Raw genomic sequence first — 11734 nt, forward strand, 5'->3', positions numbered from 1 at the left:
CGAAGACCAGGTAGCGCAGGAGCGCGGCGATGGGGTTGCCCTCGGACCAGGGGAAGTAGACGTGCGGGCCCGATCACCATCGGACCCGGAAGAGAACCAGGACCGGTGGCTGTTCGTGTGCGGAGCCGACGGGGTGACCAGCGCCCGGACGGTCGTGTCTCCACGACCCCGAGCGCTCCGCACCGGTCACCCCGCCGGTTCCGAAGAGCCGCGGTGGACACGGGTGGACACGATGACTGCGCTGCACCATGTCCGGTACTCGTGCCTTACTCGCTCACCGCGGCCAGCACTCGGGCGACCTTGGTCGCCGCTCCCGCCGGATCGTCGACCTGGTGCATGCGCTCGCCCCATGACCACCAGTAGTAGGCGGGGGTCGCCTGCGGCCGGCACGTGACGTTCTCGGCGAGGCTGGTGGCATTCGGGTTGATCACGCGGACGAACACCCGCCCTGACTGTGTGTGCACCACCCGGGCGAGCAGCCCCCGAGCGTCGAGCTCGTTGACCAGTCGTTCCAAGTGTTGGAAGCCGTCGTCCACTTCGAGCCTTCCTCTAGTCCGATTCGGCGGCGATGATGCCGGTGAATCGGGGCTGGTTGGCCAAATCTGACTCACCTCGGCCGACGCGGTCAACGAACGTCAGGGGTCTTCCGGGTAAGCGGATATTTCAAGTGGGTTGAAAGAACGCCCCCGGCGGGGGACGATTCTATGCCAGCAGCTCCAATAGTCCATTCACGTCTCGTCTTAACTGGTCCATCATTCTCAATAGACGTAGCGTAGCGCGAGCGCCATGCTACGTCGGCGCAGGTGGGACCGGTCGGAACATGACCAGGACGAGCCGCTGGCCACGAGAGAGGGTCCGGTATGTCCGGCAGACAGCACAAGGAAACGGAGTTAGCTCGGCGAACCCGGGCGCGTGGCCTGGCGGTTGGGCGGAGTACTCCCCGAATCGCCGAAGAGATTTTTGAAGAGTGTACTCCGCATTTCGGGACAACTCGAATCAAATCTCACCGTCTCGCCCATGGCATCGCCCTTGCTGACGTCATCGAACAGGTGCGCGCCTTGTTCGAGCGAGACGGCAAACCGGCACCCGGTATCGGGGAAACGCTTTTGAGCGCTTACGAGAGCGGACTGAAGCGTCCCGGCCCCGAGTACCTCCACTACCTGTGTTCCGTCTACCGGGTCGAACCGCCCGCCCTCGGATACGACGGCCCGTGCATCTGTGGCCACGGCCACCGGATGCCGGGTGTCGTGCGGGGCGGCCTCCAAGAGGTCAAAGCCGACAATTCCCCCGAGTCGCGCGAGCTGTGGATCAAGCCGCCCAGCGACCCCTCTGTGGACGGGGGTGAGGAGGAGGACGAGAACGTGTTACGTAGGACGCTGCTGCAACTGATCGCGGGTAACACCGTGATGCTGAACGAGTCGGTGCTCGGTGCCGCCGACAGCATCCGAAGGCGCATGGACGAGACCCTGGTGTCGACCACTGTTTCCCCCGCCATGCTCGATCACTGGGAAGAGGCCGCGGCCTCTTTCGGCCGGCAGTACATGAACACCCCGCCGTTGCGGCAACTGTGCGACGTGCTCCTGGAGTTCAGCACGGTCCGCCAGGCGATGGAGCGCCACCAGCCGATGGATCTCCAGGAGCGCCTCTGCGCGCTCGCCGCCCGGCTCTCGGGGCTCGCCGGGATCATCATGATCGATCTCGGTGACCAGCGGATGGCCCGCTCGTTCTTCCGCACGTCCCGCTCCGCCGCCGACGAGACCGGCGACCGCGCGCTGCGTGCCTGGGTCACGGCCCGCGAGGCCCTCGTGCCCCTGTTCTACGGCGACCCGCGCGAGGCCCTGAACCTCGCGAAGAAGAGCCGCGACATGGCCGGGCAGACGCCGTGCGCGGCCAAGGCCATGGCCCCGGTCGTGGAGGCCCGCGCGCTTTCCATGCTCGCGAACTCCGGGGGCAAGAAGGACGTGGTCGACCAGGCCAAGCGGGCGCTGTCACGGGCGCGGGCCGCGTTCGCCCAGATGACCCCCGCCCAGCAGGAGGACACGGTCTTCGGCTACACCGAGCGCCAGCTCTACTTCCACCAGGGCGACGCGCTCACCCGGCTCGGTCAGACCATCGAGGCCGACCTGATCCTCGAACAGGCGCTGGAGAAGTACGAAGGCGACCTGCTCGACCAGACGCTCATCCGGTTCGACCAGGCCCAGTGCAGGCTGCTGGAGGGCGACGGCGACGAGGCGCTGCGCATGGGCCTTGAAGCGGTGAGGCAGGTCGGAGGGGATTTCCGCACGGACATCATCACGCGCCGCGCAGACGCCCTGGTCAAGGCGATCCAGGCGAAATGCGGCGACATCACCGGTCTCCAGGAGTTCACGAAGCTCCTGGCCAAGCCGGCCTCCTCGGTTCCTGACCCGGGGGCCGATGCATGACGCTCCTGCTCAGGCGGTATCGCTGGTCGGATCGGGAAGCCGTCTGGGAGCTGCACCGCACGTGCCTCGCGCAGGTCGGTATCACCGACGGCGACGGGGTCTACTACGAGGACGACATCCCGCGGATCAACCAGATCTACCTCGCCGACCGGGGGGAGTTCCTGGTCGGCGAGGTAGAGGGTTCCGGCATCGTGGCCATGGGCGGGTTACGGCGCGTCGACGACGAGACGGCCGAGATGTGCCGCCTGAGGGTCCATCCGGACTTCCAGCGGCGGGGGTTCGGCACCTTGATCATCGATGCCCTTGAGGCGGCCGCGACCAAACTCGGCTACCGCGGGCTGCGCGGGGACACGACCCTGGCGCAGGGCGCCGCTCTGGAGCTCTATCGCAAGTACGGCTGGCGCGAAGTACGCAGGGAGGACAGAGGGGGGCTTGTCGTTGTTTACGGGGAGAAACAGCTAGTCAACCAACCATCGTCGCAACTCCTCCGTTAGGTCCTAAATTTCCCCGCTATGTGGTGCAATCGACGTTTGACGCTTGCGGTTTATCGATTTGTCCGAATAATAAGGTCTTTGTAGCTGAAGACCTGAGGAGGCAAAGCGATGAAGAAGATCATCGTCCGCAAGCCTGGCGTGGTACACCTGACCGGTACCGCGAGTGCGATCCACAAGGGGTGAGTGTCCGCCCTGACCACCTTTGGGTCTATGGAGGGCGTTCGGAGGACCGCCTGAACGTCCTCGCCGGGCTGGGCCTTGCCTCCTGGCCGGCTCCCGTCTTCGACGCTCACCGTCGACTCCGGGGGCCGTACACCTTCGGTGGAGCCCTTCTGTGCGCCCTGGTCCCCGAGGCGTTGAAGCGCTCCCCTGACGTCGTCGCGGAGCACGACATCGAGATCAGATCGGCGGCACCCGATCTTCGCGATCGGGTGCCCGCCCGCCGCGAAACCCTCGACGCCCGTCTTTCCGAGGACGAGCGCATCCTCGTGCCCGCGCCCCGCCGCACTCTGCGGATTGCCAATGGAATCACCGAATTCGTCCGTGACTGCGGGGTGGCGCCCGGTGCTGTCGCCGTCGACAACGTTGATGAGGCCGACGAGACCGATCGCGAACTCCTCGCCACGCTTCTCCGCCGTTTCGACCCCTCGGGTTTGACAATTGTGGTGCTCTCCAGTAAAGCGCCATCTGATTCCTTTCGTGGCCGGATTCTAAAGGCCGAATTATCGACTTCGGGAGAACCGGAAAACCTGACGTCCCGTTATGTCGCTTCCGACGGCACCCTCGACGACCCTCAGGCGCTCGCCGCGTACCACGAGTTGCCCCCCGCGGAGCGGGCCCGGCTGCACGACCTGCGGGCCGGAGAGCTGGCCGCCACGGGGGAGGCGCACTGGTCGTTCGGCGCCATCCCCTACCACCGGGAGCACGGAAGCGACCCTTCGGGCGCCGGTGTCGAAGCGCTCTGGACCGCGCTCGACCACTGCATGCGGGAGGGGTTCTTGGAGGCGGCGGCCGACTTCGGCCTGCGCGGCCTGCGCCTGGCCGCTCCTGACGCGCGCCGATGGTGGAACCTCATCCAGGGCACGGCGACGGCTCTGGCCGGGCTGGGGCGCAGGGACGAGGCCCGTGAGCTGTACGAGCGGGCCCGGCGCACCAGCGTGGACGCGGAGGTCCACTCGGCCTCGGCGTACGGGACGGCCATGCTGGACGCGCGCCACCCGGATCCCGCCAGGCGCGACCTCGGTCGGGCCCAGGGCTGGATCAACGAGGCCATCGCCATCTCCGGCCTGCTGCCCGACCGTTCCGTCCGCGCCTTTAAGCTGGGCTTCGACCTCAACGGCAAAGCACTCATCGAGATGCGCGGCGGACACGCCGACAGGGCGCTCACCCTTGTGGAGTCGGCGATCGAGCTCGCGGACGCCGACCTTCCGCCGGGGCGGCACCTGATCCACCGCATGGTCCTGCGGGCGAACCGCGCGCAGCTCCTCGGAGTGCTCGGACATCCCGGGGAGGCGCTGGCCGACCTGAACGCCGCCATCGCGATCGACCCGACCTATCCCGACTACCACCTGGACCGGGGCAACCTGCTCTTCCAGATGGGACGGCCGGACGCGGCGCTCGCCGACTACGAGATGGCGCTGCGGCTGAGCCCCCCGCTCCCCGAGGGGCACTACAACCGCGCCCAGCTCCTGCTCGCCATGGGGGACCTCGAAGCGGCCAAGGCCGACCTCGACCGCGTGCTGGAGCTCGATCCGGGCTACCTGGACGCCTACATCAACCGGGCCGGCCTGCTCGTGCAGTTCGGCCTCGACGAGCAGGCCCGGGCAGACGTGGACGCGGGCCTGGCCCTCGCCCCCGGCAACCCTCACCTGTCGTGCCTGCTCGGCCAGCTGGAGACCTCCGCGGGGCGCTACGAGGAGGCGAGGGCCGCGTTCGAGGTGGCGATCTCCGGGGCCCCCGGCCTCGCGCCGGCCTGGGCCAGCCGCGCGAGCCTGAGGTACGAGAAGGGCGACCTCCAGGGAGCCGTGGCGGACCTCACGCACGCGATAGAGCTGGAGGAGGACGCGGCCCTCTACTTCAACCGGGCGACCGCGCTCAGGGGCCTCGGCAGGCTCACCGAGGCCCTGGACGACCTCAACCGCGCCCATGCCCTTGATCCCGAGGACCCGGACGTCGTCAAGGCCCTCCACGAGGCAACCTGAGCTCACTCCTGGAGAAGTAGGGCGATCACCTCGATCATCGCGGGCGGCTCGACCGGGTCGGGAAGTGACGCCAGCTCGGCCGGGGACAGCCACGCGTGACCGAGGTAGGTGTCCCGCTCCTCGCCGGTGAGCGTCGCGGGGACGACCTCGGGGGTCCCGGCGAAGCGGGCGAGGTAGAACGGCTCGACCTTCACGTAGTGGACGCCGAGCCAGTGGTAGTCCCGCTCGACCGGCACCCACATGTCGATCACCGCCTCGCCGGGCAGGCCGGTCTCCTCGTACAGCTCCCGGCGCGCGGCAGAAAGCGGGGTCTCGCCGGGGTCGAGGCCGCCGCCCGGCGGCTCCCAGAAGACCCTGCCGCTGACGAGATCGCGCCAGTGCATGAGAAGGATCCGGCCCTGGCCGTCCACGCAGACCACCCGGGCGGCGGGCCGGTCACTGATCGTCGTCACCGGCAGGCCTACGCCTCGGGCTCACCGGGTTTCTTCGGGGGCTCGGGGGGCTCGGGGGGCTCCGGGCTGAGGGAGGCGTCGGGCTCGTCGAAGCCTTCCGGCCAGGTGTTGGCGCCGACGATCCGCCAGAACTCGTCGGGGCGGCGAGCGGCCTGGCGCATGCTCTGTTCCTGCAGTTCGGCGGCGATGACGCGCTGCTCCTCGTAGGCGCCCTTCATCGCGTCGAGCCACTCCACCGGGTCGATCCCCGCCTCCTCGGCCGACCTGAGCGCCATGTCGGCGTACTGCTCCGGCGTGGCGTTGAACCTCCAGCCGGTCAGCTCCGTCAGCTGCTCGTCGGTGAGCTCGCCGCGCTGCCAGGCGATCGCCTCCGCCAGGTGCTCCGCCACGAAGACGGCGTTGACGTACCCAGGGAGCATCGCGGCGAGCGCGACCGCCGCTCGCTTCTCCTCCGGTGACAATGTGTCCCACTTGAGCACCCGCCGGCTCCTCTCCGCTCGTCCGGGCGCCACTGTACTTCCCGTGCTCGTACGTCCCGTCGGAGCACCGCCGTGGGGGATGGTGGTCAGTCGGAGACCACGAGATCGGTCAGGTCCACATGCTGGGAGAGCTCGGTGACATCCGTGTAGTAGGCCACGTACTCGTGCCCTCTGCGCACCCGCAGCCAGGGTTGGTTGCCGAGGACGAGCGCCTCGACCTCAAATCCTCTGCTGTCCACCCATTTCACGTCATAGAGGCTATGAAGCGGCAGGTCAACAGGGGGCAACAGGCGCAAAAGCATTGCGTCTTCGTACCGTCGTGCGACCGTAATGCGTCGCCGGACGATCACGTCCACCCGGTGATCACGCCACGGGGACGGCCCCGGCGCCCGGGCGGCAGCGAAGTGGCCCGCCCAACCTGGGGAAGGAGGGATCGCGAGGACGCCAGGGAGCGGTAACCTGCCTCAACGCGAGCGAAGGGGTGAGTAGTCGGTGAGTTCCGAATACGTGCTGACCTTGTCCTGCCCGGACAGGCCGGGCGTGGTCGCGGCCGTCTCCGGCCTGCTGGCCGCACGGGGCTGCAACATCACCGAGAGCCAGCAGTTCGGCGACGCGGTCGAGGGGCGCTTCTTCATGCGCGTGCAGTTCACCGCCGCCCTCCCCGAGGACGAGCTTCGCGCGGCCCTCACCGCGCTCGCCCCCGAGTTCGCCATGGAGCTCCGGCTGCACGACCTCGCCGTCAGGCCGAGGGTGCTCGTGATGGTGAGCAAGCTCGGCCACTGCCTCAACGATCTCCTCTACCGGATGCGCTCGGGGCTGCTGGAGATCGACATCGTGGCCGTCGTCTCCAACCACCCCGACCTGCGACCCCTCACCCAGTCGTACGGCATCGACTACCACCACCTGCCGGTGGCGCAGGAGACCAAGCCCCGTCAGGAGGCCGAGGTCCTCACGCTGGTGGAGCACTATCGCGCCGACCTGGTGGTGCTGGCCCGCTACATGCAGGTGCTCTCGGAAGATCTGTGCTCCAAGCTGTCCGGCAAGGTGATCAACATCCACCACTCGTTCCTGCCGTCCTTCAAGGGCGCCAAGCCGTACCACCAGGCGCACTCACGCGGCGTGAAGCTGATCGGCGCGACCGCGCACTATGTCACGGCCGACCTCGACGAGGGCCCGATCATCGAGCAGGAGGTGGCCAGGGTGAACCACACCCACTCTCCCGAGGACCTGGCCGCCATGGGCCGCGACGTGGAGCGTCTGGCGCTGTCCAGGGCCGTGCGATGGCACGCCGAGCAGCGCGTGCTGCTCGACGGCCACAAGACGGTCGTCTTCCCCCGCTAGGCCGCCGGAGCCGGGCCGCCGGTCCCTGAGGCCAAGTCCGTCATGCCCTTGCTGCGCGATCTCAGCGGGGTGTGGGGGTTCAGTCGGCGAGGCCGGTGTGCCGGGCGAGGAACGCGAGCTGGTCGGCCATGAGCTCGACCGAGCGGCTGACCGCGCGGGCCCCGTGGCCGACCTCGCTCTCGTTGCGCAGCAGGATGGGCCGGTCGTCGGCCGCCTGCGCGTGCTGGAGCGCGGCGCACATCTTCCATGCGTGCAAAGGATGCACCCGGGTGTCGGAGCCGAAGACCATGAACAGCGTCGCGGGGTACTCGACGCCCTCGCGGACGTGGTGGTACGGGGAGTAGTCCCACAGCCAGGCGAACTCCTCGGGAACGTCGGCCGAGCCGTACTCGACGTTCCAGGTGGCGCCGAGGCCGTACTTCTCGTACCGGATCATGTCGAGGAGCGGCGCCGAGCAGGCCACCGCGGCGTACAGCTCGGGCCGCTGGGTGAGGGCGGCCCCGACCAGCAGGCCGCCGTTCGACCCTCCGGAGATCGCGAGCTGGGCGGGCGTGGTGACGCCGGTGGAGATCAGGTGCTCGGCCGCGGCGTGCAGGTCGTCGAAGACGTTCTGCTTGCCGGCGAGCATGCCCGCCCGGTGCCACTCCTCGCCCTGCTCGCCGCCGCCGCGCAGCTGCGCGACCGCGTAGACACCGCCGGCCTCCACCCACGAAAGGATCGCGGAGGAGAACCCCGGGGTCATGGACACGCCGAAGCCGCCGTAGCCGTAAAGGATCGTCGGCCGGGGGCCGGTGCCCGGACGGGACACCACGATCATGTGGACCTCGGTGCCGTCGGCGGAGCGATAGACGACCTGCTCGGTGTTCACCTCGGGGACCTCGACGGCGCCGGGCGAGGCCGCCCAGAGCGTGGTCTCGCCGGTGCGGGCGTCGTAGCGCTGGATGCTCGCCGGGGTGGTGTTGTCGGTGTAGCCGAACCAGGCCTCGTGGCCGCCCTCGGGCCGCTCGGTGATGCCGCCGATCGTGCCGAGCCCGGGGGTCGGCACCTCGCCGATCTTCTCTCCGCTGGCCAGGTCGTGGACGGAGATCTCGCTGATGGCGTGCCGTGTCCAGCCCACGAGCATCACGGGCCGGTCGAGGTCGTCGAGGATCGCGAAGTCGGACAGCACCGCCTCGGGGTCCTCGGGGATGAGGTCGCGCCAGCCGTCGTACCCGGGGTGGTCGGGGGAGGCGACGCAGACGCGGGCGCGCGGGGCGTCGCGGTCGGTGAAGACGTACAGCCGCCCGTCACGGCCGAACAGGAGCCCGGTCTGAGCGTCCACATCCTCCTGGACGGTGACCAGCCGCGGGGCCTCAAGGGAGGAGGCGGACAGATCGGCGATCCACAGGTCGTTGCGCGGAGCCGTGCCGCGGGAGGCGGAGATCGTGAGCCACCGGCCGTCCTTGGAGACCGAGACGCCGTAGTAGTTGGTCTTCTCCAGCCCCTCGCCGAAGACCATGACGTCCTGCTCGGCGGGCGCGCCGACGCGGTGGAGGTAGACGCGGCGGTGGTACTGGTCTTCGCCGTCGGGCACCTCGCTCGCGGGGAGCCTGCGCACGTAGTAGAACGCCTCGCCGCCGGGCAGCCAGGCGATGGGGGAGTAGCGGCACCGGTCGATCGGACCGTCGAGCCGCTCGCCGCTCACGACGTCGATCACGTGGAGCTGGGACTCCTCGTCGCCGCCCACCGAGATCTGGTAGGCGAGCTGACGGCCCTCCTTGTCGGGCTGCCAGGAGTCGATGGTGGTCAGCCCTGAGGAGTCCATGCCCATGGGGTCGAGGAGCACCTGCTCTACACCGTCGGCACCGACGGTGTAGAGCACGGCGTGCTCCTGGTCGGGGGTGCGGCGCATGAAGAAGTGCCGGTCTCCCCGCCACGCCGGAGCGCCGACCGTGCCCGAGCGCACCAGCTCGGCGATGCGGGCGTGGAAGCCCTCTCGCACCTGTGACGCGGCCATCGCCTTGGTGAACAGCTCGCCCTGCGCGTCGAGCCATTCCTTCACCGCGGGCTGCTCGGAGTCTTCCAGCCAGCGGTACGGGTCGGGCACCGGCGTGCCGTGGTAGTCGTCCACCACGTCGTCGCGGCGTGCGTTCGGGTAAGGCTCTCGCGTCATGTAGGCGAGCTTATGGCACCCCCGTTACCCGTCGTGGTACATCGTTTTGGGAAGCCCTTCGCTTGTGGCGGAAGCGGCAGATCATCATGGTTCGGGAGTGATCTTTGCCTAATAGGTTTGCTAAGTGGGGTGAACCGGACATAAACCGGAAGGCGGGGTCCGGAAGACACGACCGTTAATTGGGGTGGCGGGAGAGTCGACCGAAAGGCCACACTTGCTGAAGGGCGGTGCCGTGGAACCCATCCGCTGGGCCGTCCGGCGGAGGTCCACGTGACGGAAGCATCTGGAGCCCAAGACGACGGGCCGCAAATCGGGGTGTGCCGCGGCGCATCCCCCTCTTCGGACCGCACGGCGGGAGAGGCCCGCTGATGCGCCAGGTCCTGCTACTCAACGCCACTTTCGAACCGCTCACCACCCTCAACCTGCATCGGGCCGTCGTGCTGGTGATCAGGGAGAAGGCGGACGTCGTGCACCGTGACGGCCGGGGCGCGGTGCTGCGCTCGGCCTCGTGCACGCTGGACGTGCCCTCGGTCATCCGGCTACGGCGCTACGTCCGCATCCCATACCGGTCACGCATCCCGCTGACCAGGGCCGCGCTCATGCGCAGGGACGACTACCGTTGCGCCTACTGTGGCCAGCGCGCCGAGACCATCGACCACGTGCTGCCCCGCTCCCGAGGCGGGCTGCACACCTGGGAGAACTGCGTCGCCTCCTGCATGCCCTGCAACCACCGCAAGGCGGACCGGCTGCTGGAGGAGATCGGGTGGTCGCTGCGCGTCACCCCGGTGGTGCCGCATGGCGTCCACTGGCGCCTCATCGGCGCCCAGTTCGACGGCGACCCCCAATGGGCGCCCTACCTGGTGGAAACCGCCGCCTGACCCCCGCCTCCGGGGCTGGACACCCCCCGCACCGATCCTCGGGCGGGGTTTCCTCCTCCGACGACCTCGACCCGAGGGTCCCGGCACGTCGTACCCTGATGGCATGCCGCGTTACGACTACCGCTGCCGGGCCTGCGGATCCACGTTCGAGCTCTCCCGGCCCATGTCCGCCTCCAGGGAGGCCGCCCTCTGCCCGGAGGGGCACGAGGACACCGTGAAGCTCCTGTCCACGGTCGCCGTCACGGGCGGCGCCTCGGCGCCCCGCCCCAGTGGTGGCGGCGGTGGTTGCTGCGGCGGTGGTTGCTGCGGCTGACCGAGCGAGCACCCCGCCCCGAGCCTGAGCGGCCGGCGACCCCGAGCCTGAACGGCCGACGACCGGCACCGAGAGCCGGTCGTCGGGTGATGGGTCGGCCTTGACGTGGAAGCCGAGTCGGTCAGGCGGACCGGCGATTGGTCGCGTGGGTGGGAGTGCGGGTGGTGGGGCGGTCGGGGGCCTTCCTTCGCTGGAAGGGAAGGTAGCGCTCCGCGCGGTGAGGACGAGCGGGCACCAGCGTGGGCTCGACCGCCACGATGCGGTCGAACCGGAAGGCGCGGATGCCGGCCTTGGTGCGGCACCACCCCACCAGATACCAGTGATCGCGGTGGACGAGGCAGGTGACCGGCTCGACGTCACGGGACGTGACCCGCCCGCCGGCGTCGCGGTAGTGGAGCCGCACCACCTGCCGGCCGGTCACGGCGCCCGCTATCGTGCGGGCACGCCTCGCCACGTCGGGCGGCAGCGGCGTGGTTAGGGTGTCGAGGGTCTCGGCGATGACGTCGTCGCCGAAGTCGAGGTTTTCGAACACGTTGCGCAGGCCCCGGCGGGCGGTGACGGCCTGTGGGCCCTCCCCCAGATGGGCCAGGGACAGGGCGAGAGCGGCGATTTCGGCGGTCGTCAGGAGCGGGGTGGTGACGTTGGCCATACAAGAAGACTACCCGCCGCCACCGACATTTTTCGAACACCGGGTCTTGGAGCGGTCGACTCCGAGGCGAGTGTTCGTTACCTCGGAGTGACGACTTACTGTCCCTCCGGAACGCCGCCGCGACCGGCGAACGGCCGCCCCACGGGGGGCGCGGAGAGCCGGGCGAGCCGGCCGTCCCACCGGGGCAGGCAGAGCGGGCCGTCCCACCACGCGCGGATGGCCGGCCGCCCTACGGGGCGAGCCGGCCGTCGACGCTGAGAGAATGCCCGCCCTCCCGATGGGCAGTGGAGAGCGGGTGGTACGGCTCGTGCGGAGCCGCCGCGCCGGGTGGCCGTCGCCGTCCTCCTCCGTC

At 69.2% G+C, this 11734-nt stretch carries 12 protein-coding genes; 6 read left to right on the top strand and 6 right to left on the bottom strand.

Annotated elements, in window-relative coordinates:
• Positions 1–266: 266 nt before the first annotated feature.
• Complete coding sequence (locus AB0B89_RS30725; protein WP_358559784.1) at positions 267–536, bottom strand: hypothetical protein; 270 nt, start codon at positions 534–536, stop codon at positions 267–269.
• A 570-nt stretch (positions 537–1106) separates the two neighbouring features.
• On the opposite strand from AB0B89_RS30725, the gene AB0B89_RS30730 reads away from it, so the two are divergent.
• From AB0B89_RS30730 to AB0B89_RS30740, 3 genes are all read left to right on the top strand, one after another.
• The gene (locus tag AB0B89_RS30730) at positions 1107–2423 is read left to right on the top strand and encodes an XRE family transcriptional regulator (protein ID WP_358559786.1); all 1317 of its coding nucleotides are present in this window, start codon (positions 1107–1109) and stop codon (positions 2421–2423) included.
• Positions 2420–2917 (top strand): GNAT family N-acetyltransferase, encoded by a 498-nt coding sequence (locus AB0B89_RS30735; protein ID WP_358559788.1) that lies wholly within the window; start codon positions 2420–2422, stop codon positions 2915–2917. Before AB0B89_RS30730 ends, AB0B89_RS30735 begins: the two co-directional genes overlap by 4 nt.
• 179 nt (positions 2918–3096) lie before the next feature.
• The gene (locus AB0B89_RS30740) at positions 3097–5118 is read left to right on the top strand and encodes a tetratricopeptide repeat protein (protein ID WP_358559790.1); all 2022 of its coding nucleotides are present in this window, start codon (positions 3097–3099) and stop codon (positions 5116–5118) included.
• A gap of 2 nt (positions 5119–5120) precedes the next feature.
• On the opposite strand, the gene AB0B89_RS30745 is transcribed toward AB0B89_RS30740, so the two are convergent.
• The 3 genes from AB0B89_RS30745 to AB0B89_RS30755 all read right to left on the bottom strand — a co-directional run bounded on the left by AB0B89_RS30745 (position 5121) and on the right by AB0B89_RS30755 (position 6297).
• Positions 5121–5570: an NUDIX domain-containing protein gene (locus AB0B89_RS30745; protein WP_358559792.1), complete on the bottom strand. Its 450-nt coding sequence runs from the start codon at positions 5568–5570 to the stop codon at positions 5121–5123.
• Between the two features lie 8 nt (positions 5571–5578).
• Complete coding sequence (locus tag AB0B89_RS30750; protein ID WP_358559794.1) at positions 5579–6049, bottom strand: hypothetical protein; 471 nt, start codon at positions 6047–6049, stop codon at positions 5579–5581.
• Between the two features lie 86 nt (positions 6050–6135).
• Complete coding sequence (locus AB0B89_RS30755) at positions 6136–6297, bottom strand: hypothetical protein (RefSeq protein ID WP_358559796.1); 162 nt, start codon at positions 6295–6297, stop codon at positions 6136–6138.
• 244 nt (positions 6298–6541) lie between these two features.
• Between AB0B89_RS30755 and purU the strand changes: the two genes are divergently transcribed.
• Positions 6542–7390, top strand: coding sequence for a formyltetrahydrofolate deformylase (gene purU, locus AB0B89_RS30760; protein ID WP_358559798.1), 849 nt, complete (start codon positions 6542–6544; stop codon positions 7388–7390).
• A 79-nt stretch (positions 7391–7469) separates the two neighbouring features.
• On the opposite strand, the gene AB0B89_RS30765 is transcribed toward purU, so the two are convergent.
• On the bottom strand, positions 7470–9542 hold the full coding sequence (locus AB0B89_RS30765; protein WP_358559800.1) for a prolyl oligopeptidase family serine peptidase: 2073 nt from the start codon (positions 9540–9542) through the stop codon (positions 7470–7472).
• Positions 9543–9910: 368 nt separating this feature from the next.
• Between AB0B89_RS30765 and AB0B89_RS30770 the strand changes: the two genes are divergently transcribed.
• Positions 9911–10420 (top strand): HNH endonuclease, encoded by a 510-nt coding sequence (locus AB0B89_RS30770; RefSeq protein WP_358559802.1) that lies wholly within the window; start codon positions 9911–9913, stop codon positions 10418–10420.
• Positions 10421–10523: 103 nt separating this feature from the next.
• Complete coding sequence (locus tag AB0B89_RS30775; RefSeq protein WP_358559804.1) at positions 10524–10733, top strand: zinc ribbon domain-containing protein; 210 nt, start codon at positions 10524–10526, stop codon at positions 10731–10733.
• 121 nt (positions 10734–10854) lie between these two features.
• On the opposite strand, the gene AB0B89_RS30780 is transcribed toward AB0B89_RS30775, so the two are convergent.
• Complete coding sequence (locus tag AB0B89_RS30780) at positions 10855–11382, bottom strand: WYL domain-containing protein (RefSeq protein WP_358559806.1); 528 nt, start codon at positions 11380–11382, stop codon at positions 10855–10857.
• Between the last annotated feature and the right edge of the window lie 352 nt (positions 11383–11734).

Origin of the sequence: Sphaerisporangium sp. NPDC049002, assembly GCF_040649355.1 — a bacterium.
In the GTDB taxonomy this organism is placed as follows: Bacteria; Actinomycetota; Actinomycetes; order Streptosporangiales; family Streptosporangiaceae; genus Sphaerisporangium.